The sequence below is a fragment of the Fictibacillus terranigra genome (assembly GCF_030412265.1).
In the GTDB taxonomy this organism is placed as follows: domain Bacteria; phylum Bacillota; class Bacilli; order Bacillales; family Fictibacillaceae; genus Fictibacillus_C; species Fictibacillus_C terrinigri.
Map to the genome: position 1 here is coordinate 429775 of NZ_JAUHLN010000003.1, position 23367 is coordinate 453141.

Consider the following 23367-nt stretch of genomic DNA (forward strand, 5'->3'; position numbering starts at 1 on the left):
CCCCCTTCACCATCCAGTTTACCGTTCCAGCACAGCCTCAGCAATATTTACCGAATGGTCACCGATCCGCTCAAGGTTGCTTATAAAGTCAACATACACCACACTCTCTTGTCCTGTGCTCAAATTGTTGTTTATGTCCTGGATATGCTTCTTTCTCAGTGTTTTCTCCATTTCATCAATATCATCCTCAATCGTTAAAACCTCTTCTGCCATCCGTTTATCATTTGTTTCAAGAGATATGATGGCCTTGGTGAGACAGGATTGAGTCAGCATCATCATGTTCTCAAAATCACGTGTTGTAACTTCCGACAGCTTAATGTTATTCCTGGCCATGAAACAGACCATATCAATCATATTTTTTATATGGTCACCGACTCGTTCAATGTCTTTGCATAGATTGAGAAGCATTGTGTGCTCTGTTGATTCGTTCTTTGACAAGGAATGAATGGATAATTTAACGAGAAACTTCGTGATTTGTCGGTCAAACCGGTTGATTTCCTCTTCATACTGCATGGCGATGTCCGCATGCTTGTTTTTCCGTGTTTGGAAGAAAAGAAGCGCCTGGTTGAGCCCTTCCCGTGAATAGGCTGCCATTTTCAGCAGCTCCTGCCGTGCTTGATGCAAGGCAAATTCCGGCGAACTGTTGATGACTTTTTGGTCCAATTTGACCGTTTTATTGTCGACAGACCACTCATCATCTTTGATCAGTTTCGAAACAGTAAAGACGAGCAGCGAAATAAACGGAAATAAGATGATCACATTCCCTACATTAAAGATACCATGCGCAAAAGCAATCTCCATGGTCGGCTGCAGTTGGAGGCTGCCTGAAATCCATTCGATCAGCCCTTTGTATGGAACAAAGAAAATCACAAATATAATCGTCCCAATCACATTAAACAGTACATGGACCAGTGCTGCTCTCTTCGCGTTCTGAGAGGCGCCGACCGCTGCAATAACAGCTGTGATCGTCGTTCCGATATTATCTCCAAAAAGAACGGGAAGCGCACCTGTTAAATGAATAAGGTCCATGGAAAACATCTGCTGCAGGATGCCAACGGTCGCGCTGGAGGACTGCAGAATCATTGTAGCTATAGTTCCAAGGGCGATGCCCAAAAACGGCTGATGGTTTAAATGTTCAGTGATGTTTTTAAAATCCATGGAGGACTGCAAAGGTTCCATCCCTGCTCCCATCAGCTGCAGGCCGTAAAATAACCCGCCAAGACCGAACAGGATTCTTCCGATAAATACATATTTGTAATCTCTGATAAAAAACACAAAGAATGCCCCTGCAGCAAGCAGCGGAAGACCGAAACTCGCAGCATCAAATCCAATGATGAACGCAGTAAATGTTGTACCGATGTTGGCCCCCATTATGATGCCAACAGCCTGGCGTAGTGACAGCATCCTTGCATTCACAAGCCCTACCGTCAGAACAGTGGTGGCTGAACTGGACTGAATCAGCATGGTCACGAATAAACCCGCCAGTATCCCGGTAAACGTATTGGTCGTCAGACTGTCCAAAAGATTTCTCAGCCGGTCGCCCGCTGAGTTTTGCAGACCCTCACCTAAATATTTAATTCCAAAAAGAAAAAGGCCGAGCCCGCCTATGAATTGAAACAGCATATCCTGAACGCCCAATGAATTGACAACCCCTTTATCTAATCTCCTTATGTCATTATCTAGTTTTATGAAGGACATGTAAAGATGCATCGCAAAACCTTTACAAAGGAATGGTCTGCGCATTGTTTGTTTCCCCATTATTCGCTAAAATTAAAAACAGACCATTCATGAAATGAGGAGTTCAATGAAAATTTTCAGCCATTTTTTCAAAAGCCTGTATTCACCTCCGACAATTGCCCGTCTCCGTTATCAGGGAATCGGCAAAGCCATCGGCTATGTATTTTTTTTAATCTTGCTGACTTCGATCCCCGTGGGCATCAGCTTTTCCTTATCCTTTAAATCAGGCCTCGAAGAGTTCAAGCAATCAATGACCTCCGAGATTCCTGATTTTACGCTTCAAAATGGAAAGCTTGCCTCCGATCTTAAAAAGCCGGTTATCCATACCGACAGCAGCGATACCTTTATTTTTGACACAACCGGAACGATCAAAGAGGATGACCTTTCAGATTATACAAATGTCATTGCTCTCTTGCATAATGAAGCTATCGTTATATCCGGCGGTGAGACACAGAAAGTCCCATATAACAGTTTAGGGGATTTGAGTCTGACCAAAAAGGACATCAGCTCCTGGACCAACACCTTGGTCGATCTTCTGCCTATACTGCTTCCTTTGTTATTTTTGTTTATCTATGTGTTTACGGTCGCATTAAAGTTTATCGGTGTCACGGTATTAGCCGTCATCGGTTTGGTACTGCAGAATATCAGCCATCGAAACCTATCTTACAGACATTTATGGGTGATGTCTGCTTATGCCGTCACACTTCCTACTGTATTCTTCGCCATCATGAAAGTTTTACATACAGAGGTGCCGTTTTCTTTCCTCATTTACTGGGCAGTTGCATCTATATTTCTTCATCTTTCTATAAAAGAAACACCTTTGCCTAAAGGATAAAAAAGAAGGAGCCGGACGGCTCCTTCTTTTGACTTTCTATTTTTGGAAAAGACCTTTTATCCCATCAATGATAGAAATGATAAAATCGATAAACTTTTGCAGAAACGATTGGGTTTCTTCTTTATTCAAGAAACCATCTAAATTATCCCGAACATTCTGAAGCTGATTTTGAACGTTATCCCAGTTGATGTTCAGATCCTTCATTCGATTAAACAGGGACACAAGTCCGTTTAATTCTTCATCTGTCAGCTGAATGCCGAGCCGCTCAGCGACACGTTTGATCAAGTCACGCAGTTCGTCTTCATTTTTAACCGGATGATCGGCCAGCTCTTGTTTAATTTCTGTGATCAGCTGTGTTGCTTCCTTTGTGCCGATTCTGTCACCAAGCTGTGCAGTTTTTACAACCTCTTCATTAGCCACTTGCTTTTTTTCTTCAGAAATATTTATGTTGGCTTTTTGTTCATAGGCCTTCAGGATACCGGTAAGAGCAGCGGTGCCGGATACCTCAAACGGCGCGGTGACATAAATATCCGCGTCCTTAACCCCAGCCGTAACAAGCGCATTAACGATCATGCTGTCCGTTACCCAGTTGATGTTTTTTGAATCGACATGAAGCCCTTTGCCTTTCTCAGCAAGTGTAATTTTTGAAGAAGAGATGGCACGGGTTCCTAACTGTGCTTTGGAAATGTACTTCCCTAGATATTGGTGCTCTTCTTCATTCGACACCGTTACAGTATCCACGTTGGAGTCTACACCCATCTCATTCAATATCTGTTTCTTTTGGTCCGGTTTCAAATCTTCGCCAAGTGTTACGATTACATCTCCTGGCGCTGCATCAGCAAATGCTTTTAAAGGTACCATCAACGTAAGTACAACCATTATTGGCACTACCCATTTTGCGTTCCATTTCATCTTTATTCTCCACCTCATTGTTCGTATTTCCCTTTTCTCCACTATCTGTGTCTCTTTCTTCTCAGACACATTTCCATTTTACACCACACAACTTTCAGGGAGCAATTTCTAACTTGAAAATGAAGTGTGTAAAAAAGGAATAACCCCCGCGGCTGCAGCATATATATTCTCCATATATCAAAAGGGGGACAAGCCAGTGAAAAAGTTTCTGCTCTTCTGCCTGTCTTTATTAATCGTCTATACGATCGCCTATGATCTCAAAATCGGAACCCTACAGTCCTACAGTTCAAAACCTGCCCCCGTTGCTGCAGTTAGTATAAAAAATAGCATACCTTATAAAAAAGTCAAAGTTTCTTCTGGAGATACCGTTCTCTCCATCATTGAAAAAGTCAATCCTGAATCACTGTCAAAGCCGATTCCTGAAATCATCAGGGACTTTCAACGATATAATCACAATATTCGGCCGGAAGGCATTCAAGTTGGAAAAATGTATAATTTTCCGGTCTACAAGCAAGTAAAACACTAGATTTCTTGCCAAACTAAAGGAACCCTTGATAAAATGTACTACTGTACAGATGTTGATTCATATCTGTCATACTTGAAATTAAAGGAGCGGTTCACCAATGAGTGAAATTACGCATCGTTCAAAAACGAGACCAGTCAAAGTCGGCCCATTAACGATCGGCGGCAGTGACCAGGTCATCGTTCAAAGCATGACGACAACAAAAACACATGATGTTGAAGCCACTGTTGCAGAAATTAAACGCTTAGAAGAGGCAGGATGCCAAATTGTCCGTGTCGCCTGTCCTGACATGCGCGCAGCAGAGGCTATTGCCGATATAAAAAAACAAATATCCATTCCGCTTGTCGTAGATATCCACTTTGATTATAAGCTCGCACTTAAAGCGATTGAGGGAGGCGCTGATAAGATCCGGATCAACCCGGGCAACATCGGGCGCAAAGAAAAAGTAGAAGCTGTCGTTAAAGCGGCGAAAGCTAAAGGAATTCCGATCCGTATCGGTGTTAACGCCGGTTCACTTGAGAAGAAATATCTTGAAAAATACGGATATCCGACAGCAGAAGGCATGGTTGAGAGTGCGCTTGATCATATTAAGATTCTAGAGGACCTCGATTTTCATGACATTATCGTATCGATGAAGGCTTCTGATGTTAACTTAGCGATCGAAGCTTATGAAAAAGCTGCCCAAGCCTTTGATTATCCTCTTCATCTCGGCATTACCGAATCCGGAACTCTTTTTGCCGGAACCGTAAAAAGTGCGGCTGGATTGGGTGTTATTCTTAACAAAGGAATCGGAAACACACTGCGTGTATCGTTAAGTGCGGATCCAGTTGAGGAAGTAAAGGTAGCAAGAGAACTCTTGAAATCGTTCGGATTGCTCTCTGATGCGGCTACATTGATTTCTTGCCCTACCTGCGGAAGGATTGAAATTGACCTGATTTCGATCGCCAATGAAGTAGAAGAATATATCTCCAAAGTCCGTGCGCCGATCAAGGTTGCTGTGCTCGGCTGCGCTGTTAACGGACCAGGAGAAGCGCGAGAAGCCGATATTGGAATCGCAGGCGCAAGAGGCGAAGGTTTGCTTTTCCGCCATGGAGAAATAGTACGCAAGATCCCAGAAGATCAGCTGCTTGATGAGCTGAAAAAGGAAATTGATAAGTTGGCTGAAGAGCATCATGCTAAACAACAAGCAGAATTAGTAAATTAACAAAAAGCCTGCCGGCAAGTCCGGCAGGCTTTTTTGCTCCGATAGTTAAAAGAAGGGGGCAAACAATAAACCGATGACAATGGAAGCAATCCCGATTCCGATTGCCCAGTAACCAGAAGTGGTTGCTCCGCGCCTCGCTGCAATAAAACCGCCGATAATCCCGGCAGCTCCGAAAAGCACAGGAAGAATAAACAATGACAGGACAGACAGGATAACGGAGAACATTCCGATTACCCTTCCTGCCTGGCCGCCGCCATCTCTTTCTTCATGTCTTTCTCTTGCTGTACGCTCACGCTCGTCTCGGGGACGATCATACTCAGGAAGGGCTGCTCCGCTTGTGATCGGAACAACATCAGCAGCCATTTCCTCTCTGTAATCCGAATCCCGGTTAACAGGTTCTCGACTGTATTCCGATTCAAATTCTTTATCTTCTGCCATACCAAATCCCTCACTTTCTTTGGTGGAGCGTTTTTAGTATGGCTTTAATAAAGGTAAATATAGTTGTTAATTTAATGAAAAGCTGAGCAAACAAAAAAGGAGCGGTGTACGCTCCTTTTCATTATTGTTTCCGTTTAAAGGTATGGCAGCATGTTTCAGCTGATTTATGGGCACTATCCTTATGCTTCGCGTCGCCGATTAAATCACCGCTTGCTTCCATGTCATATTTATTGTTCGCGTGTTTATCGATTTCAACCAAGATGGCGTCAGCAACACAGTTGTTGCCTTCTCCCCAATACGTGCAGTTGGCTACATTACATTTTACTGTTGGCAAAATGACTCCCTCCTTTTACAGATAGGATGCCACATTTGCAAGGGACTCATACAACGTTCAGTTCACATACCTGACAGACTCCGTAAATTTCGAATTTATGGCCGGTTACTGTAAAATCAGACAGGTCTGAAGTTACATTTTCCATTGGACAGGCATTGATTTCTTTTGTTTTTCCGCATTTTAAGCAGATTAAATGATGATGGTGCTCCCTTGTTGGACACGTGAAACGAAACTTTTTCTCTCCCTCCAGCTCTGTCTCTTCTAAGATATCCAGATCAGAAAAGGTGGAAAGATTCCGGTAAATCGTGTCAAAGCTCAATCCCGGATAGTTCTCCTTCAGCGAATCCTGAACGTCTTTGGCACTTAAATACCTTTTTTCATCAGAAAACAGCTGAAGCATATCTTTTCGCTTATCGGTGTATTTATAGCCCTTCCTTTTTAATAAATCAATGGCGGTTGAAACGTCCATACTGCACCTCCACTATTGGTTAATTGCAATTTTTCTATTGGAACGCAGCTTCTTCCACAGAAGAGAGAGTAATAAAATGATGACCGAGAACATAACGATCGTTCCTCCTGGTGCGAAGTCCAGGTAATACGAAAGAATCAGTCCAAGAATGACGGCTGTTTCACCAAAGACGACGGACAGCAGAAAGGTCTGTTTAAATCCATTCGCGAGCCTGATACTCGCCGCAACCGGCAGGGTCATTAATGAGGACACAAGAAGGATGCCTACAATCTTCATGGATGAAGCAATGACAAGAGCCACTAAAACAATAAAGAAAAAATTTATCCACTTTCCTTTGATCCCAGAAACCGCTGCCTGTTCTTCATCAAAAGAAAGAACAAATAATTCTTTATATAAAAAGATAACAAAGGCAAATACGATCAGCAAAATAAAGAAGATCGTCCATACATCAGATTTTTTTACAGCCAGCACGCTTCCGAATAAATAATTAAACAAGTCCGTATTGAATCCATTGGCAAGTGAAATAAAGATCACACTCAGTCCTATTCCGGCTGACATGATGATTGGTATGGCAAGTTCTTCGTAATGCTTATACACCTTGCGCAGCTGGTCGATCCCTACTGCACCTCCTACCGAGAAGACCATCCCCATATAAATCGGATTCAGCCCGCTGAAGAATCCGACATTACGGCCAAGCATCAGATTTGCTGCGATGCCTGCCAATGTAATATGGGAAAGTGCATCCGCGATTAAAGATTGCCTTCTAACAACAATGAATACGCCAAGTACAGGGGCCAATAAGCCGATCATAATTCCTGTAATAAACGCATTTTGCAAAAACTCATATTGAAAAAACGGGAATGACATCCACTCTTCCTCCGGTTAATGTTGATGTTCTAGTACATGGACATGATGCCCATACATTTGTGAAAATCCTTCTTTAGAGACCTTTTCAAACTCGGCAGTATTGCCATGAAAGTGCAGCTGTTTATTCAAACAAGCGACATGGGTAACAAAGTCAGACATGACTCCTATATCATGAGTAACGAGCAGCAGCGTCAAGCCTTTCTCACGATTCAAGTTCTTCAGCATCTGATAGAAGCCGGCAACGGATGCAGCGTCTACACCGACCGTGGGCTCATCCAGTATTAACAATTTCGGATCGCTAACAAGCGCTCTCGCGATGAACACCCTTTGCTGCTGTCCTCCAGAAAGCTCCCCGATATTCCGGTTCATATAGTCTGCCATGCCTACGGTTTCAATCGCCTGCTCAATTTTTCGTTTATGCACTTTGTTCAAAAAACGGAAAAGGCCAACCTTTCCAAAAAGACCCATCGATACTACTTCATAGACCGTCGCTGGAAAGGCCGTATTAAAACTGTTGGCTTTTTGTGATACATACCCGATTTCATCCCAATTTTTAAATAGGCTCAATGGCTGTCCGAACAAATATACATTGCCGGATTGCGGTTTTAAAAGTCCTAAAAGACATCTGATCAAAGTGGATTTGCCAGAGCCATTCGGACCAACCAAGCCCATGAACGATCCTACGGGGATCTCAAAAGTGATATGTTCAAGAACGTTTCGGTCTTGATAATGGAATGAAAGGTCCTCTATTCTAACGGCAGGTTTATATTGCTTTGACATACGCGCCTCCATCTAATAGTAACGGTTACGATTTAAATTCCAATAAATTATACAAGAAACCCCTCATTTTGTAAAATAGAACGATTATCCTCTCAACTTTTTCAACAAGTTCTGTTTTAAAGTTCCGTGATCATGAAGAATTTCATCTGCTCGAGACAGCTTCTCTTTTGGCATTGTTGTCAAGAGCGCAAGAACATGAGCACCTGAATCAGCGCCGGATTGAATACCGAGTGGTGCATTTTCAACGACAATCCATTCATCGGCTGCAAAGGGGAACTGTTTGAATACTTTTTCATAAGGCTCTGGGGAGGGCTTCCCTTTTTTTACATCATCTCCCGTGATGACAGCATCAAATGAAACCGGCAGCTGTTTAAGCACTTCATGAACAAACTCTTTTCTGCTTCCTGAAGCAAGGGCGATCGGAATTCCTGCTTCCTTTAAAGCCTTTATGGCCTCAACCGTATCTTTATAAAAGGAATACTGCGAATGCTGTACAAAAAACGCCCGTTTAATATGATAAATAGACTGCTGTTCAAGTTCAGATAATTGAAGAAAACGATGTTGATCAACATGAGTGATGGTCTGCATGCCCGGCATGCCTTCCAGCTCATAAAAATAATCTTCACTGATGTTATAACCCTGTTCCCCAAAAGCATAATTCCATGCTTTCGCATGGTCTTTCATCGTATCCACCAAAACTCCGTCCATATCAAAACATACTGCTTTATAAGTCATGATGTATCTTCCTTTTCTCAGTTAAATGTCTGCCCCCCTACTGTTAATAACTTAAAAAAGAAGGAGTAGTCAAGAAGAAGGCCTTGCGTTATAATTTTTAATTGGCAGCTCTTCAGCTGCTGGGTGGGAGAGGGATAAGTAAATAAAGAAGGGAAACATTTGAACGTATCAAAATTTTTTCAGTTAGAGAAATACAGCAGTTCCATAAAACAGGAAGTATTGGCAGGTGTGACTTCATTTTTCACCGTTGCTTATATCATTATTGTCAATCCGCTAATACTGGCTGATGCTGGTATGCCCTATTACGGTGTACTTCTGGCCACCATTCTGACCTCTGTTGCCGGATGCTTTTTTATGGGGTTCTATGCAAACGCCCCGATTATTTTGACACCGGGTATGGGAGTCAACGCCTTTTTTACGTATACGATCATACAAGGAATGGGACTCTCATGGAGAGAAGCGCTTGCAGCTGTTATCATCTCCGGTATTTTATTTCTCATTGTCGCATCCACCCGTCTGAAAGATGTACTGTCTGAAAGTATTCCTGCTTCTTTAAAGCATAGTATAACGGTTGGAATTGGATTATTCCTCGCCTTTATCGGCTTGCAAAAAGGCGGAATCATTGAAGCCAGCTCTACTACATTTGTAAAGCTTGGCTACCTGGGAAATCCGGCCACATTGCTCACCATCATCGGGCTAGTTGTTACTCTATTCCTTTTTTCAAGAAATGTAAAAGGCAGCTTCTTGATTGGGATTGCGATTACATGCCTGATCGGTTACCTTACAGGATGGGCACATGGTACAGAAGATGACCATAATACGCTTGAATTAGAACCGTTTATGCAGCTCTTTTTCGGTGCGGATTTTAGAGGCGTCTTCAGCCTTCCATTCTGGATTGCCACTTTTTCTCTTACAATGATTGTTACATTTGAAAATATGGGGCTCCTTCATGGCCTGCTGCCGGATCACAAAAAATTTCCTAAAGCTTTTCAGGCTAATGCCGTCACATCGCTCATTTCCGGTATGTTCGGTACAAGCCCTACCATTTCAACGGTGGAGAGTGCTGCTGGAATTTCCGAAGGAGGAAGAACCGGTTTGACGAGTGTCGTTACAGGAATCCTGTTCGTTGCCTCGATTGCTGTCACACCATTCTTGAGCATGATTCCCAACGGGGCGATCGCTCCTGTTTTAATCATTATCGGCGGATTGATGGTGCAGAACATCCAGCATATTCCCCTTTCCGATTTTACAGAAGGATTTCCTGCATTTTTGATCATCGCGCTCATCCCTTTAACCTACAGTATCGTTGACGGGCTGGCTTTTGGATTCATCGCTTACCCGGTATTAAAAATGGCCGTAGGAAAGCGTAAGCAGATTCCTGCTCCTCTTTATGTTATTGCATTATTATTCCTGATTAATTTCATGTTTCATTCTGTGATATAAATATTTAAAAAAGCCGCTTCGAGCGGCTTTTTTTTGTTCACTTTTTTTCCGCTCTTTCATAGGATAGGGTGAACAGGAGGGGATAACATGAATCCTTTTATGGTCCACATGGTCAACACGAAACTTAATCAGCTGACTGCCCAGGAACTCGTTCAGCTGGCAGGACAGTATCAGTATCCAGTTTCCATGCAGGAAGCCACAAAAGTGATCGGGATTTTAAGAAGATATAACATAAACATAACGAATGCGGCCCAGCGTGCTGAAATCATTGAAGCCATTGCCTCAGAAGTCAGCCGCGAGAAGGCAAATTATATCCAATACTTAATTAACAATTATTTAAACAGATAAAAAAGAGGCGAAGGGTTCGCCTCTTTTTTATACGGTTATACGGTTAGGAGCTGCTCCTGCAAGCTTGGAACAAATTCTTTGCTCTTCAGCATTTCGATCTCCAGCTTGTATGGAGGTTTTTTGTTGCTCTTATCCGTCCCAACATAAGGAGTTTCCAGTATTTTAGGCACATCGCCGAGCTGCGGATGGTGGACGATATAGTTTAACGCATCGAAACCAATTTTTCCGAATCCAATATTTTCATGGCGGTCCTTTCGGGCACCCCGCTCATTTTTGCTGTCATTGATGTGAAGGACTTTCAGACGGTCGAGACCAATCAAGTGGTCAAACGTGTTCAGAACCCCATCGAAATCATTGATGATGTCATAGCCTGAATCATGAGTATGACACGTATCGAAACAGACTGAAAGCTTATCGTTAAGGTGTACCCCTTCGATGATTGCAGCCAGTTCTTCAAACGTACAACCGCACTCAGACCCCTTGCCTGCCATTGTCTCCAGAGCAATCTGAACATTTTGCTCCGGTGTCAGCACTTCATTCAAACCTTCGATGATCTTCTTAATTCCTTCTTCGGTTCCTGCGCCAACATGGGCTCCAGGATGAAGAACGATTTGCTTCCCGCCGATCGCAGCTGTACGTTCGATCTCTGAACGCAGAAAATCAACACCCAGCTGGAAGGTCTCCGGCTTAACGGAATTTCCGATGTTAATGATGTATGGTGCATGGACGACAAGTTCGGCTATGCCGTTCTCTTGCATATGCTTGATCCCCGCTTCAATGTTCAGATCTTCTATCTTTTTTCTTCGGGTATTTTGGGGCGCGCCAGTATACACCATGAACGTATTTGCTCCATAGGAAGCAGCTTCTTCACTTGCACCCAGGAGCATTTTCTTTCCACTCATCGATACGTGTGATCCTAGTTTCAGCATAATCCTTCTCCCTCTCTAACCTTAATCATTACTTTTTATTTCGGTATTGCCTTTTTTCTAATCTTCTCTTTTCTTCTGCCATCTTCTTTTTATAACCAGGCTTAACCTTTTTAGGTTTTTGGACACCTACACCGGAGCTTCCCTTTTGAACAGAAGCCTTTTTCGTTCGAAGAGGCATCTCTTTCCATTCTCCGTTCTTCAGTTCTTCCTGAACAAACGGAATTTTACGCTGCTGCAGCTTTTGGATGGCAAGCTGGTCAGACGGTTCCGTAATAGTTGCCGCTATTCCAGTCATTCCTGCACGGCCAGTCCGCCCCGTACGATGAATATAATAATCGAGGTCAGACGGCAGCTCAAAATTTATGATATGGCTGACTCCTTTAATGTCGATTCCCCTTGCAGCCAAATCGGTAGCTACGACATATTGAAACTCTGCTTTTTGCACACGCTTCATAATATTCTTTCGTTCACGCGGAGGAACATCTCCGTGCAGGCGTTCAGCGTTCATACCTTCTGCCAGCATGGCGTCGGCTACTTCATCAGCGGTTTTCTTCGTATTCACGAAAATTAAACAGAGGTAAGGATTATATGCTTTAGCTACCTCAATCAACGTCTTGATTTTGTCTTTATGCTTCAGTGGTATCAATACGTGTTTAATTTCTTTTGCTGTTGCCTGTTCCGGACTCACGTGAACATGGCGTGGGTTGTTCATATATTTTTTAAGCAACGGCTGGAGCTTTTCCGGAATGGTCGCAGAGAAAACAAGCATTTGAATTTCTGTTGCCATACGCGCAGCCACCTGGTCAACATCTTCGATGAATCCCATATCAAGCATTTGATCTGCCTCATCAACCACCAGGGTGGTTGCAGTAAAGATATTAATTCCCTCATTGTTCACCAGATCTTTAATACGCCCCGGTGTTCCAATAATAAGATGAGGTGCATTCTTCAGGCGGTCAGCCATTCTTTTTCGGTCGGTCCCGCCTACGACAGTCTTAGCACGGATAAACTCGTCTTCAGGAAAGTATTCCGAAAGCTTTTCATACTCATCAAAGATCTGCTGTGCGAGTTCTCGGGTAGGCGCAGTGATGATCGCTTGAATTTCATTTTTTTCGGTATTGATCTTGTTGAGGACCGGCAAAAGAAATGCCAATGTTTTACCTGAACCTGTCTGTGACTGGCCGATAATATCATAACCATTCAGTATACCCGGAACAACCCGCTCCTGAATATCTGTTGGTTTTTTGAATCCTTGCTCGATCATTGCGTTTAATAAAAACGGTTTTATATTTAAACGGTCAAACGCTGTTTTCATTTTTATCACCTGACTTTTTTCCATTTGTATTGTCTACTTTTAGTATTATAGATGAAGTCTTTGAAATTAGCTATGAAGAAAAGGAATTCGGCGGTTTTGCCATGACATTCGCACACCTCCTGAGCCAAACTTTCATATCTTTAAGTGAAGGGTATTTTTTTGAAGGGAGGGTCAAACGATGCATCCATATCCCCCTATAGGTCCTCAACGCGGCCGGTCGGCCGGTATGCCCCCAGGGCAGCGCTTTGCTGCTCCAGCAGGAATGCGGTCTCTTGCTGGTCTAGGCGGTGCAGCAAGATCTCCGTTGAACGTGCTGACGATGGTTGAAAACGTTCAAAAAATGCTGCAGATCGCTGAAACAATGGGGCCGATGTTCAAACAATACGGTCCAATGGTGAAAAATCTGCCGGACATGATGAAGTCATTAAAAGAATTCAAAGATAACACAAATAAAACGTTGAAAGAAAAAAAGGAAGCCAGAAACGAAAAAGCAAAAGAAAAAAAAGAAGCACAGGCAGTAGCTGGTTTAAGCAAGCCTAAAAAGAAAGAGAAGCCAAAAGCCGAAGCAAAGCCCAAGCCAGTAAAAATTGAACTGGACAGTGAAATGCTGGATGAAAGCAGCTTTCCTTATGATATACCGGCAGGAACGCCTGAAGACGCTAAAATAATCATCGGTCCTGCAGCGGGCAAAGTGAAAAACAAATCTCTGCCTGCGAAAACAGTAAAGAAGAGGCCGGTCAAACGCGTGCAGCCACCACCGAAGCTGTTCATTTAGCCTTAAGTGCGCTTCATTGTTTTCTTAAACACTCTCCTTTATAATGATAAGAGATGTTCAGACTACAATCATCTGAACAGCTGACTTTTTTAGTTTATAAGGGAGAGATGAAAATGAAGGTTGTTAGAATATCTCCTCGAGGTTACTGCTATGGCGTAGTAGACGCCATGGTATTAGCAAGACAGGCGGCTAAAGACCCATCACTGCCCAGACCTATCTATATTTTGGGCATGATTGTTCATAATAAACATGTTACTGACGCATTTGAAGAAGAGGGAATCATTACACTGGACGGGAAGAGCCGTCTGGACATCATTCGCAACATCGAATCTGGCACGGTTATTTATACAGCGCACGGAGTGTCTCCAGAAGTCAGACGCATCGCTCATGAAAAAGGGCTGATCGAAATTGATGCTACGTGTCCAGACGTTACCAAAACTCATGACTTAATCCGTGAAAAAGAAAAAGAAGGGTATGAAGTCATCTATATCGGCAAAAAAGGCCACCCTGAGCCGGAAGGTGCGATTGGAATCGCTCCGCATGCGGTTCATCTCATTGAAAACACTCAGGAAATTGCCAATTTGACGATTGAGAAACAAAAGATTCTCATTACGAATCAGACGACAATGAGCCAATGGGACGTAGCTGAGATCATTAAACAGCTGCTGATTAAATATCCAAACGCGGAAGTTCATAAAGAGATCTGTTTGGCTACACAAGTTCGTCAGGAAGCCGTGGCTGAGCAGGCGAAAGAATGTGACCTTGTTCTGGTCGTGGGCGATCCGAAAAGCAACAACTCCAATCGTCTGGCTCAAGTCTCACAAGAAATTGCGGGGACACCGGCTTACCGAATTGCTGATGTTACAGAGATCAACCTGGATTGGCTTAAAGATGTGAACATTGTGGGAATTACATCCGGCGCGTCTACACCCACCCCCATTACGAAGGAAGTCATATCTTTTCTAGAAAAGTACGATCAAAAAGATCCTTCCACTTGGGATAAAGAACGAAAGGTTGGTTTAAGTAAGATCTTGCCAAAAGTGAAAACGAAACAATAACAAAAAGGCTGACGAAACGAACGGTTTTGTCAGCCTTTATTATTGTTAATGCCCATTGATGATATTCCTAATGGGCAACGGGTTGAGACCGTCAATTTTTTCAAAAGAATAAGAAAGGATCAGTATGAACTTCCGAAGAAAAGAATTCCGTGGCATATCCCTTTCTCTTCATTTCATCCGTTAAATACTCACACAGGCCTCTTTTCATGATTTTCTCCACGTTATGTCCCGGGTCAATAATGGAAAGTCCAGCAGCCTGTGCATCATGGGCATTATGATAATACATGTCTCCTGTGACAAGCACATCAGCTCCCTTCATAATCGCAGCAGAAATAAACTTGTTTCCGTCACCGCCGACCACTGCGACTTTTCTGATGGGCCCTGAATGGCCTTTTACAGCACGCAAAGAAGGAACATCCAGAGTTTCTTTCACATGCTGAATAAATTGTTCGAACGACATCTCCCGAGCCAGACGGCCGATTTTACCGATACCGAGGGTTTCTCCCTGGTTTTCAAGCTGATAAAGATCATAGGCCACCTCTTCATACGGGTGAGCTTTTTTCATAGAGGATACAACCGGTTTCACGAGGTCTTCAGAAATGACTGTTTCAACCTTGATTTCTTTTACCCTTTCGATCTGCCCCTGCGTACCGATAAACGGTTTTGTCCCTTCAAGGGGTTTAAACGTACCTTCGCCAGTTGTGTTAAAGGTACAATGGCTGTATTGGCCGATATGACCTGCTCCAGCAGCCGACATGGCCACTCTGACTGTATCAGCATAGTCTTCCGGTACATAAACCGCCAGCTTGACGAGCGATACTTCTCTGGTGCCCTTAAGAACTTCCGTCTGTTCAAGCCCTAAAGCTTGAGCCAGCCAGTCGTTCACACCGCCTTTAGCGACGTCCAGATTTGTATGAGCCGCATATACGGCAATGTCATTTTTAATAAGCTTCTCAATGATCCTGCCCTGCGGCATGGAAAGATCAATTTTCTTGAGCGGGCGATAAATCATCGGGTGGTGAGCTATAATCAATTCTGCACCTGTTTCAATCGCTTCATCTACTACTTCTTCCAGAACATCCAGGGCAATCATGACCTTCTTTACAGGCTTGTTCAAATTTCCGACCTGCAGCCCGATCGGGTCTCCTTCTTCCGCAAGGTGCTTAGGGGCGAGAGTGTTCAATTCAGCAATGACTGATTGCCCGTTGGCGAATTTATTCATGATTTCAGTACCTCCTCCACCGATTCAATCCTTTTTAGCAGTTGCTGTTTTCGTTCCATCAAATCAGGAGATTGGCTTGATTCCATTTGCAGCATAATTTTATTCCACTGCTCAAGCTCACCCTTCCACTTTTCAATGAACGTTTTATTCTTTTGTTTCATTAAGTATGGTCCAAGCAATAATTCAAGGGATTCATCCTTCGTATAGGGCTGAACGCCCTCCTGGATGTCGGCCACCAGAACTTCATAAATCTTGCCGTCTTCTTTTAAAATTTCTTCATGAGTTAACGTCCAGCCTTCTTTGATCAACCACTTTCTGATCGAATCTGCCCCCACATTCGGCTGGAGCACCAGCCTTTTAACACCTGCCAGCTTCGATTTGCCATTTTCCAATATACTGGTGATCAGCTGGCCACCCATACCGCAAATCGTAATAACGTCCGCCTCATTCGGAGAAATCACTTCAAGGCCGTCTCCTTTGCGGACGGATATTTTCGTTTGGAGATTTGCTGATTGCACTTCTTTTAATGCCGATTGATAGGGTCCTTCATTCACTTCACCTGCAATTGCATATGCCACTTGGTTTTCAAGCACTAAATAGCACGGTAGGTAAGCATGATCAGAACCGATGTCAGCCATTACTGACTCACGGTGCACATAATCTGCTACTGTTTTAAGTCTTAGGGAAAGTTTATCTCGTTTCATTTTAAATCCACCTGTTTTTATTATCGTACTACTATTATAATCATGTCACCGGACAAAAGTAAAAAGCTGACTCAATCATTCGCCATGAGGCAGTTGATTGGAGCCAGCTCCTTTTTATTTTTTCTCTGAAAGCCATTTCGAAATGATCTGCTGCTCTTCACCTTTTACGACACCAGCTGGCATTCCGCCAGATTTACCGTTATTAATAATATCCGTGATTTGTTCTTTTGAATATTTGGCTCCGACTTTTTGAAGGTTAGGACCAACCGCGCCTTCCAGGTTTTGGCCATGGCAGGAAGAACAGTTTTGTTTGAAAATTGCTGCAGGGTCAAGGGCAGCCTGTTCTTTTTCCTTTTTCGCTTGTTCCTGATTATGTATTCCCCAAAATGACATGCCGATAACGAGAATAATGCCAATTACTCCCGTAAAGACAAAAGGAATAAGCGGATTACGTTTCATCATTTTTCCTCCTTCATCTGTTCTACATTTGATGTACATTTTGTCTGCTTATGTAAGTGCTAACAATCCATATCCTATTTTACTTGAAAAAAGAGTCGAAGGAAAGAAAAAGTTAAACTTTTACTGGTTTTGTAAAATGCCCCTCAAAAGAAAAACCGTCCGCAGATGCGGACGATCACGTAACGATACCCTTTTCTGCTTCAATACGCTGTCTAGCCTCTTCACGCAATTTATACTTTTTAATCTTACCGGATGCCGTCATCGGGTATTCGTCGACAATTATCATGTATTCAGGAATTTTGAACTTAGAAATCTTGCCTTGGCAAAAGGCAGCCAATTCCTCTTGACCGATGCTGTGCCCTTCCTTTACCTGTATACAAGCAGCAACTTTTTCACCGAAGGTTTCATCCGGAACACCGATTACCTGAACATCTAGAATAGAAGGATGCGAATACAGGAACTCTTCCACTTCCCGAGGATAGATGTTTTCACCGCCGCGGATTATCATATCCTTTAACCGGCCTGTAATCGCTACATAGCCATCATCGTCCATAACAGCCAGATCACCTGTATGGAGCCAGCCGTCATGGTCAATGGCCTCTTTGGTCGCGTCTGGCATCTTATAATATCCTTTCATCACGTGATAACCCCTTGTGCAGAGTTCCCCCTGTATTCCAGGAGCTACCCTTTTACCTGTGGCAGGATCAATCACCTTGATTTCAACACCTGGATGTTTCCTTCCAACCGTTTCAACCCTTTTTTCAATAGGATCATCCGGTGTCGTTTGAGTAAAGACCGGAGAGGTTTCCGTCTGCCCATAGGCAATCGTTATCTCTGACATTCCCATTTTGCTGATGACGTTCTTCATGACCTCAATCGGACATGTGGAACCCGCCATGACACCTGTTCGCAGAGAACTTAAATCATATTGGTCAAACTCTGGATGGTTCAACTCTGCGATGAACATCGTCGGTACACCATGAAGAGCGGTGCACTTTTCTTTTTCCACCGTTTCAAGGACTTCCTTAGGACTGAATTGTACGATAGGAACCATAGCCGCGCCCGCGGAAACCGCAGTCAACGTTCCGATTACACACCCAAAGCAGTGAAAGAACGGTACCGGTATGCATAAACGGTCTTCATGTGTTAGCCTCATTGCTGCTGCCAACCGGTGAGCGTTTCCAAGAATATTGCTGTGTGTCAGCATAACTCCTTTTGGGAAACCAGTCGTTCCAGAGGTATATTGCATGTTAATGACATCGGATGGCTCCAGGCTTAATTCTCTCTCAAGCAGCTCATCTTCTGTGATGTTTTCTCCTGAACGAAGCATCTCTTCCCAGTTTGACATACCTTCTGGCTGGCCTTTGCCCATATAGACGAGCTGATCCAGCAGCGGAAACTGTTCACTTTTGGACTGAATATGGTGGGCCATTTTTACATATGAAGTGTTCTTGAATCCCTCAATGAGGAACAAAGCTTTTGCGTCAGACTGTTTAAGAAGATATTCCAATTCATTCTGCTGATAGCTGGTATTAACCGTTACCAGCACTGCTCCTGCCCTTGCAGAACCGAATTGCAGCAGTATCCATTCCGGCACATTGGTCGCCCAGACGGCGATGTGATCTCCTTTTTTAATACCGAGTGACATTAATCCTTTAGCTACTTTCGCAGTTAAATCGTAAAAATCTTTATAGGAATACCGAATTCCTAAATCGCTGTATACGACAGCTTCACGAGAGCCGAATTTCTTAACTTGCTCTTCAAGATATTTTCCAATAGTTACGGATTGCAGCTCTGTCATAATTCACCCCAATAATTAGAATTAACAGCCTATTTCTCTGGATATTACCATCCTTTGAATCTCGGACGTTCCTTCACCGATTTCTGTCAGCTTTGCATCACGGAAATACCGCTCCACATGGTAGTCTCTCATGTACCCATATCCGCCGTGGATCTGTACAGCTTCCGAACAGATCTGCATACAAGCCTCTGATGCATAAAGCTTCGCCATGGCAGCTTCCTTTGAAAACTTTTTCCCTTGGTCTTTTAACCAGGCCGCTTTGTACACCATGTTTCTAGCAAGCTCAATTTTCATGGCCATATCAGCAAGTTTAAATTGGATGGCCTGGAACTTAGAAAGGGCTGTCCCAAACTGTTTTCTTTCTTTAGAATATGAAAGCGCCTTGTCATAGGCCGCCTGTGCGATCCCGACTGCCATGGCCCCAATGCCTATCCGTCCGCCATCAAGTGTAATTAAAAACTGTTTAAAGCCATCGCCGCGCTTTCCAAGCAGGTTCTCCTCCGGAACTTTTACTTGATCAAGAATCAGTTCCGTTGTATTTGAAGAATGGAGCCCCAGCTTCTCATAGTTATCGATCACTTTGAACCCTTCAGCATCCGTTGGAACAATAATCGCACTGATCTCTTTATTCCCATCTTTTTTCCCTGTAATCGCTGTGAGTGCGAGATGCTTGGCATAGCTTGCATTGGTGATGTAGCACTTGCTTCCGCTGATGACCCATTGATTGTCTTGTTCCACCGCCACCGTTTGCGTTCCTCCTGCATCTGAACCAGCGTTCGGCTCAGTGAGACCAAAAGCACCCATTGATTCTCCAGTACAGATCGGAACAAGATACTTTTGCTTCTGCTCTTCTGTTCCAAACAAATAGAGAGGAGCGCCGCCAAGAGAAACATGTGCTGAATACGTTATACCGGCAGATCCGCAAGCCCGGCTCAGTTCCTCAACGGCAATCGCAAAGGAAATCGTATCGGCCCCTCCGCCCCCATACTCTTCAGGGAATGGCAAGCCCATGATCCCCAGCTTCCCTAGCTTCTGAAAAATTTCCACAGGAAACTTTTTCTCTTTATCTCTTTGTTCGGCTCCAGGAGCTACCTCTTCGTCTGCAAATTCCCTCATCATTTTTTGAATCATAGCTTGCTCATCTGTCAATGCATAATTCATGGATGACCCCACCTTTTGTATAATTTCACCATTGTGTGTAATCGCTTTCAAGTTTATTATAGATATAAAGGCAGAATTTTTACAACATTAACATTATTATTTTCGGGTGTGTTTTCCTTCTTTTGGAAGTTTAATTTCGGAAAGACGATTTGCATTCAGTAAAATTTATCAGTAAAATATATAATAATAACTGGTAAAAATGTTATTCTATCCTATTTATTTCGAGCACATGACCTCCGCTACCGGCAAAATAAAAAGCCTGCCGGACAGGGCAGACTTAATATTTATTCTATTCCAAGAAATCCTTTAATCGCTTGCTTCTGCTCGGGTGACGAAGTTTTCGGAGTGCTTTAGCTTCGATTTGGCGAATCCGTTCGCGTGTTACACCAAAAACTTTACCTACTTCTTCAAGCGTACGGGTACGGCCGTCATCAAGACCAAATCTTAGACGCAAAACATTCTCCTCTCTGTCGGTGAGGGTATCGAGTACATCTTCGAGCTGCTCTTTTAACAGCTCATAAGCTGCAGCTTCAGAAGGAGCAAGTGCATCCTGGTCTTCAATAAAATCACCTAGGTGAGAGTCATCTTCTTCACCAATCGGTGTTTCAAGTGAAACAGGTTCCTGAGCGATCTTCAGGATCTCACGTACTTTATCGGGTGTAAGTTCCATTTCCGCACCTATTTCTTCAGGCGTCGGTTCACGGCCTAAGTCTTGCAGCAGCTGTCTCTGGACACGGATCAGTTTATTAATCGTCTCCACCATGTGGACAGGAATACGGATGGTTCTTGCCTGGTCAGCTATGGCTCGTGTGATAGCCTGTCTGATCCACCAAGTCGCATACGTACTGAACTTATAACCTTTGCGATAATCAAATTTCTCTACCGCTTTAATAAGTCCCATGTTGCCTTCCTGAATCAAGTCAAGGAAGAGCATGCCGCGGCCTACATAACGCTTGGCGATACTTACTACGAGCCTAAGGTTTGCCTCAGCAAGGCGGCGCTTTGCTTCTTCATCACCGTCTTCAATTCGTTTAGCAAGGGAAATTTCTTCTTCTGCAGAAAGAAGATCAACACGGCCAATCTCTTTTAAATACATTCGTACAGGGTCATTAATTTTTACCCCCGGAGGAACGCTGAGATCATTGAGGTCGAATTCCTCCTCTTCCTTGCCTGCTTCAAATTTTGGCTCTTCCTCGTCTGAATCGGACTCATCGGTTACTTCTACACCCTGTTCTTCAAGAAAGTTGTAGAACTCATCCATTTGCTCTGAATCCTGATCAAACGGCGCGAGCTTGTTTGTAATGACCGTGTAAGTCAGTACTCCATTTTTTTTCCCTGCTTCAATTAACTGCTCTTTTACTTGATCGATGGTTAATTCGCCCTCCGTCTCGCGACGGTTCGGTTTCTCAGCCATTCGATCCCCTCCTTCCACACTTCAACAAAAAAATAATCAGCCTTTTAATTCTTTTTTCATTTGAAGTATCTCCATTGCTATTTGGGCCGCCCTGGCAAAATCTTGCCCGCGTTCCGCTTCCTTTTTGTGCTTTTCTTTACTCTGTATCTCCAACCACTTTGGATAGTTGGTGATCTGTCTTATATAATCACTCATTTCCTTTTCGGAAAGATGTTCATTGACAGTCAGCATCGCCAGCTCAGAAGCAATCTCCTTTAACCTGTCATCTTCAATGCGCTGCAGGAACAAACCAACATTGGGCAAATTTCCTTCTTCATAGAAGGCATATAAATAAGCTGCGACCGCATTGTGTTCTTCAATGTTAAAAGATGCTCCGAGTAACTCCTGAATCCTGATGGCAACGTCTGTATTTTTCAGCATATGCGCAAGCAGAATCCGTTCAGCATTATGATAGGCTGGCAAAAGGGGTTTGTTGTAGTAAGTATTATACCTAGGATTATTATTCCTGTTTGTGTCAACATTATCCTTTTTTCGCCTTTGCTGCTTTGCTGTGTAGAATTGCTGCTGTTTTAGAGCTTCCAGAGAGAGGTTGAATTCATCAGCCAGCTGCCTTAAATAGTGATCTTTTTCAACGGCATTGGGCAATTGGCTGATTTCCTTGATTATCTCTTCGATATAGAGCATCCGTTCTCCTTCATCGCTGAGATTTTTCCCTCTTCTGTAGTATTGAATTTTAAAAGCCATTACGGTTAAACTTGCCCCTATTACATCCCTGTTAAACTTCTCGGCTCCATATTTTTGGATATAGTCATCGGGATCAAGACCATCTGGCATCTTCGCGATTTTCACATTGCAGCCTGCCTTTAACAAAATGGAAGAAGCTCGAAAGGTAGCTTCTACACCCGCATGGTCGGAGTCATAACAGATAACCACGGAAGGTACATTTCGTTTCAGGAGTTTAGCCTGATCTTCTGTCAAAGAGGTGCCGAGCGTAGCCACCCCATTTTCGACGCCTGCTCTCCAGGCAGCGATCGTATCAACATAGCCTTCAAATAGAACAGCCTGCTGCTTTTTTCGCATTTCTGGTCGAGAAAGATGCAGGGCATACAGGTTTTTCCCTTTATTAAACAGCATCGTTTCAGGACTGTTTAAATATTTCGGTTCACCTTCACCTAAAATCCGGCCTCCGAAGCCGATGACTTTACCGTTCTTATCCCAGATGGGAAACATGATACGGTTTCGAAACCGGTCAAAATATTTTCCGTCGAAATCCCGTTTGCCCAGCAATCCAGCTTTTTCACATAATTCCAGTGAGAAATTCCTTCTGCTCAGGAAGTTAGTGGCTGCATCCCATGAATCAGGAGCAAACCCGATCTGAAAGCGGGAGATCACTTCATCCGAAAACCCTCTGTCCTTTAAATAGTCGAGTGCTTTTAAACCTTGCTCAGTATTGAGCAGATAATGATGAAATAGTTTCGCCAAAAGCTCATGTGCCTCACCCATGACTGCCCGGTTATCCGTTGACTTGCTGTTTCCAGGCTGACGTTCCAGCTGAGGTAAATCTATTCCTGTTCGCTGTGCAATATGCTTTACCGCCTCAAGAAAAGAAAACCCCTCAATATTCATTAAAAAAGAGAAGGCATTTCCGCCTGCTCCGCATCCGAAGCAGTGGTAGATCTGCTTATCAGGCGAAACAGAAAAGGAAGGGGATTTCTCCCCGTGAAAAGGGCATAAACCAAAGTAATTTCGACCTTGTTTTTTTAAGGTCACATAATCACTGACAAGTTCAACAATGTCTTGCGAGGTTCGAACTTTTTCGATCAGTTCGTCCGGAATTCTTTCTGCCATGTTTAAACACCGCTTTATTTCTTTCCATACTGTGAAAAATCACACAGGTTATAGTT

At 43.5% G+C, this 23367-nt stretch carries 24 protein-coding genes; 7 read left to right on the forward strand and 17 right to left on the reverse strand.

What is annotated here, in order from left to right; translation table 11 throughout:
* Positions 1-18: 18 nt before the first annotated feature.
* The gene (locus tag QYF49_RS17490) at positions 19-1623 is read right to left on the reverse strand and encodes a Na/Pi cotransporter family protein (protein WP_290400972.1); all 1605 of its coding nucleotides are present in this window, start codon (positions 1621-1623) and stop codon (positions 19-21) included.
* A gap of 181 nt (positions 1624-1804) precedes the next feature.
* Here QYF49_RS17490 and QYF49_RS17495 point away from each other — a divergent pair, with 181 nt between their 5' ends.
* Positions 1805-2572: a DUF1189 domain-containing protein gene (locus QYF49_RS17495; protein WP_290400876.1), complete on the forward strand. Its 768-nt coding sequence runs from the start codon at positions 1805-1807 to the stop codon at positions 2570-2572.
* Between the two features lie 36 nt (positions 2573-2608).
* Here the strand turns inward: QYF49_RS17495 and QYF49_RS17500 are convergent, their stop codons facing one another.
* Positions 2609-3484, reverse strand: a complete 876-nt coding sequence (locus QYF49_RS17500; RefSeq protein ID WP_290400877.1) for a DUF1002 domain-containing protein — start codon at positions 3482-3484, stop codon at positions 2609-2611.
* 196 nt (positions 3485-3680) lie between these two features.
* Here QYF49_RS17500 and QYF49_RS17505 point away from each other — a divergent pair, with 196 nt between their 5' ends.
* Together QYF49_RS17505 and ispG are read left to right on the forward strand one after the other, a co-directional pair.
* The gene (locus QYF49_RS17505; protein WP_290400878.1) at positions 3681-4010 is read left to right on the forward strand and encodes a hypothetical protein; all 330 of its coding nucleotides are present in this window, start codon (positions 3681-3683) and stop codon (positions 4008-4010) included.
* A 97-nt stretch (positions 4011-4107) separates the two neighbouring features.
* Positions 4108-5211, forward strand: a complete 1104-nt coding sequence (ispG, locus tag QYF49_RS17510) for a flavodoxin-dependent (E)-4-hydroxy-3-methylbut-2-enyl-diphosphate synthase (protein ID WP_290400879.1) — start codon at positions 4108-4110, stop codon at positions 5209-5211.
* Positions 5212-5256: 45 nt separating this feature from the next.
* Here the strand turns inward: ispG and QYF49_RS17515 are convergent, their stop codons facing one another.
* The 6 genes from QYF49_RS17515 to QYF49_RS17540 form a co-directional block, all read right to left on the reverse strand.
* A complete protein-coding gene (locus QYF49_RS17515) occupies positions 5257-5649 on the reverse strand; it encodes a DUF308 domain-containing protein (protein WP_290400880.1) in 393 nt (130 codons plus the stop codon).
* Positions 5650-5770: 121 nt separating this feature from the next.
* Positions 5771-5983, reverse strand: a complete 213-nt coding sequence (locus tag QYF49_RS17520) for a DUF1540 domain-containing protein (RefSeq protein WP_290400881.1) — start codon at positions 5981-5983, stop codon at positions 5771-5773.
* Between the two features lie 46 nt (positions 5984-6029).
* Positions 6030-6452 (reverse strand): Fur family transcriptional regulator, encoded by a 423-nt coding sequence (locus tag QYF49_RS17525; protein WP_290400882.1) that lies wholly within the window; start codon positions 6450-6452, stop codon positions 6030-6032.
* Between the two features lie 12 nt (positions 6453-6464).
* Entirely contained in the window at positions 6465-7319 is an 855-nt protein-coding gene (locus QYF49_RS17530) for a metal ABC transporter permease (RefSeq protein ID WP_290400883.1), read from the reverse strand.
* Between the two features lie 15 nt (positions 7320-7334).
* Positions 7335-8099 carry a metal ABC transporter ATP-binding protein gene (locus QYF49_RS17535; protein ID WP_290400884.1) on the reverse strand — a complete coding sequence of 255 codons (765 nt, stop codon included), beginning with the start codon at positions 8097-8099 and terminating at the stop codon, positions 7335-7337.
* 84 nt (positions 8100-8183) lie between these two features.
* Entirely contained in the window at positions 8184-8834 is a 651-nt protein-coding gene (locus QYF49_RS17540) for an HAD family hydrolase (protein WP_290400885.1), read from the reverse strand.
* Between the two features lie 159 nt (positions 8835-8993).
* Between QYF49_RS17540 and QYF49_RS17545 the strand changes: the two genes are divergently transcribed.
* Positions 8994-10277 carry an NCS2 family permease gene (locus QYF49_RS17545; RefSeq protein ID WP_290400886.1) on the forward strand — a complete coding sequence of 428 codons (1284 nt, stop codon included), beginning with the start codon at positions 8994-8996 and terminating at the stop codon, positions 10275-10277.
* An 87-nt stretch (positions 10278-10364) separates the two neighbouring features.
* A complete protein-coding gene (locus QYF49_RS17550; RefSeq protein ID WP_290400887.1) occupies positions 10365-10625 on the forward strand; it encodes a DUF2624 family protein in 261 nt (86 codons plus the stop codon).
* Between the two features lie 35 nt (positions 10626-10660).
* Here QYF49_RS17550 and QYF49_RS17555 read toward each other — a convergent pair whose 3' ends face one another.
* The gene (locus QYF49_RS17555; protein WP_290400888.1) at positions 10661-11554 is read right to left on the reverse strand and encodes a deoxyribonuclease IV; all 894 of its coding nucleotides are present in this window, start codon (positions 11552-11554) and stop codon (positions 10661-10663) included.
* A gap of 28 nt (positions 11555-11582) precedes the next feature.
* On the reverse strand, positions 11583-12869 hold the full coding sequence (locus tag QYF49_RS17560; protein WP_290400889.1) for a DEAD/DEAH box helicase: 1287 nt from the start codon (positions 12867-12869) through the stop codon (positions 11583-11585).
* Positions 12870-13047: 178 nt separating this feature from the next.
* On the opposite strand from QYF49_RS17560, the gene vrrA reads away from it, so the two are divergent.
* Both vrrA and QYF49_RS17570 read left to right on the forward strand, forming a co-directional pair.
* Positions 13048-13644 carry a VrrA/YqfQ family protein gene (vrrA, locus tag QYF49_RS17565; protein WP_290400890.1) on the forward strand — a complete coding sequence of 199 codons (597 nt, stop codon included), beginning with the start codon at positions 13048-13050 and terminating at the stop codon, positions 13642-13644.
* 113 nt (positions 13645-13757) lie between these two features.
* Complete coding sequence (locus tag QYF49_RS17570) at positions 13758-14702, forward strand: 4-hydroxy-3-methylbut-2-enyl diphosphate reductase (protein WP_290400891.1); 945 nt, start codon at positions 13758-13760, stop codon at positions 14700-14702.
* 100 nt (positions 14703-14802) lie between these two features.
* Here QYF49_RS17570 and QYF49_RS17575 read toward each other — a convergent pair whose 3' ends face one another.
* From QYF49_RS17575 to dnaG, 7 genes are all read right to left on the reverse strand, one after another.
* Positions 14803-15924: a Nif3-like dinuclear metal center hexameric protein gene (locus QYF49_RS17575; RefSeq protein WP_290400892.1), complete on the reverse strand. Its 1122-nt coding sequence runs from the start codon at positions 15922-15924 to the stop codon at positions 14803-14805.
* Positions 15921-16628, reverse strand: a complete 708-nt coding sequence (locus QYF49_RS17580; protein WP_290400893.1) for a tRNA (adenine(22)-N(1))-methyltransferase — start codon at positions 16626-16628, stop codon at positions 15921-15923. The genes QYF49_RS17575 and QYF49_RS17580 overlap by 4 nt, the downstream gene beginning before the upstream one ends.
* Before the next feature lie 114 nt (positions 16629-16742).
* Positions 16743-17090 carry a cytochrome c550 gene (gene cccA, locus QYF49_RS17585; RefSeq protein ID WP_290400894.1) on the reverse strand — a complete coding sequence of 116 codons (348 nt, stop codon included), beginning with the start codon at positions 17088-17090 and terminating at the stop codon, positions 16743-16745.
* A gap of 172 nt (positions 17091-17262) precedes the next feature.
* The gene (locus tag QYF49_RS17590; protein ID WP_290400895.1) at positions 17263-18888 is read right to left on the reverse strand and encodes an AMP-binding protein; all 1626 of its coding nucleotides are present in this window, start codon (positions 18886-18888) and stop codon (positions 17263-17265) included.
* A 21-nt stretch (positions 18889-18909) separates the two neighbouring features.
* Positions 18910-20049 (reverse strand): acyl-CoA dehydrogenase family protein, encoded by a 1140-nt coding sequence (locus QYF49_RS17595; RefSeq protein ID WP_290400896.1) that lies wholly within the window; start codon positions 20047-20049, stop codon positions 18910-18912.
* 289 nt (positions 20050-20338) lie between these two features.
* Positions 20339-21463 (reverse strand): RNA polymerase sigma factor RpoD, encoded by a 1125-nt coding sequence (gene rpoD / locus QYF49_RS17600; RefSeq protein WP_290400897.1) that lies wholly within the window; start codon positions 21461-21463, stop codon positions 20339-20341.
* Between the two features lie 36 nt (positions 21464-21499).
* Entirely contained in the window at positions 21500-23311 is a 1812-nt protein-coding gene (dnaG, locus tag QYF49_RS17605) for a DNA primase (protein WP_290400898.1), read from the reverse strand.
* Between the last annotated feature and the right edge of the window lie 56 nt (positions 23312-23367).

What these genes read in the sequence shown, in the direction of transcription:
- QYF49_RS17490 (WP_290400972.1), bottom strand. Translation starts at nt 1,623, where the DNA reads ATGCTGTTTCAATTCATAGGCGGGCTCGGCCTTTTTCTTTTTGGAATT.
- QYF49_RS17495 (WP_290400876.1), top strand. Translation starts at nt 1,805, where the DNA reads ATGAAAATTTTCAGCCATTTTTTCAAAAGCCTGTATTCACCTCCGACA.
- QYF49_RS17500 (WP_290400877.1), bottom strand. Translation starts at nt 3,484, where the DNA reads ATGAAATGGAACGCAAAATGGGTAGTGCCAATAATGGTTGTACTTACG.
- ispG (WP_290400879.1), top strand. Translation starts at nt 4,108, where the DNA reads ATGAGTGAAATTACGCATCGTTCAAAAACGAGACCAGTCAAAGTCGGC.
- QYF49_RS17515 (WP_290400880.1), bottom strand. Translation starts at nt 5,649, where the DNA reads ATGGCAGAAGATAAAGAATTTGAATCGGAATACAGTCGAGAACCTGTT.
- QYF49_RS17525 (WP_290400882.1), bottom strand. Translation starts at nt 6,452, where the DNA reads ATGGACGTTTCAACCGCCATTGATTTATTAAAAAGGAAGGGCTATAAA.
- QYF49_RS17530 (WP_290400883.1), bottom strand. Translation starts at nt 7,319, where the DNA reads ATGTCATTCCCGTTTTTTCAATATGAGTTTTTGCAAAATGCGTTTATT.
- QYF49_RS17535 (WP_290400884.1), bottom strand. Translation starts at nt 8,099, where the DNA reads ATGTCAAAGCAATATAAACCTGCCGTTAGAATAGAGGACCTTTCATTC.
- QYF49_RS17540 (WP_290400885.1), bottom strand. Translation starts at nt 8,834, where the DNA reads ATGACTTATAAAGCAGTATGTTTTGATATGGACGGAGTTTTGGTGGAT.
- QYF49_RS17550 (WP_290400887.1), top strand. Translation starts at nt 10,365, where the DNA reads ATGAATCCTTTTATGGTCCACATGGTCAACACGAAACTTAATCAGCTG.
- QYF49_RS17555 (WP_290400888.1), bottom strand. Translation starts at nt 11,554, where the DNA reads ATGCTGAAACTAGGATCACACGTATCGATGAGTGGAAAGAAAATGCTC.
- QYF49_RS17560 (WP_290400889.1), bottom strand. Translation starts at nt 12,869, where the DNA reads ATGAAAACAGCGTTTGACCGTTTAAATATAAAACCGTTTTTATTAAAC.
- vrrA (WP_290400890.1), top strand. Translation starts at nt 13,048, where the DNA reads ATGCATCCATATCCCCCTATAGGTCCTCAACGCGGCCGGTCGGCCGGT.
- QYF49_RS17570 (WP_290400891.1), top strand. Translation starts at nt 13,758, where the DNA reads ATGAAGGTTGTTAGAATATCTCCTCGAGGTTACTGCTATGGCGTAGTA.
- QYF49_RS17575 (WP_290400892.1), bottom strand. Translation starts at nt 15,924, where the DNA reads ATGAATAAATTCGCCAACGGGCAATCAGTCATTGCTGAATTGAACACT.
- QYF49_RS17580 (WP_290400893.1), bottom strand. Translation starts at nt 16,628, where the DNA reads ATGAAACGAGATAAACTTTCCCTAAGACTTAAAACAGTAGCAGATTAT.
- cccA (WP_290400894.1), bottom strand. Translation starts at nt 17,090, where the DNA reads ATGATGAAACGTAATCCGCTTATTCCTTTTGTCTTTACGGGAGTAATT.
- QYF49_RS17590 (WP_290400895.1), bottom strand. Translation starts at nt 18,888, where the DNA reads ATGACAGAGCTGCAATCCGTAACTATTGGAAAATATCTTGAAGAGCAA.
- QYF49_RS17595 (WP_290400896.1), bottom strand. Translation starts at nt 20,049, where the DNA reads ATGAATTATGCATTGACAGATGAGCAAGCTATGATTCAAAAAATGATG.
- rpoD (WP_290400897.1), bottom strand. Translation starts at nt 21,463, where the DNA reads ATGGCTGAGAAACCGAACCGTCGCGAGACGGAGGGCGAATTAACCATC.
- dnaG (WP_290400898.1), bottom strand. Translation starts at nt 23,311, where the DNA reads ATGGCAGAAAGAATTCCGGACGAACTGATCGAAAAAGTTCGAACCTCG.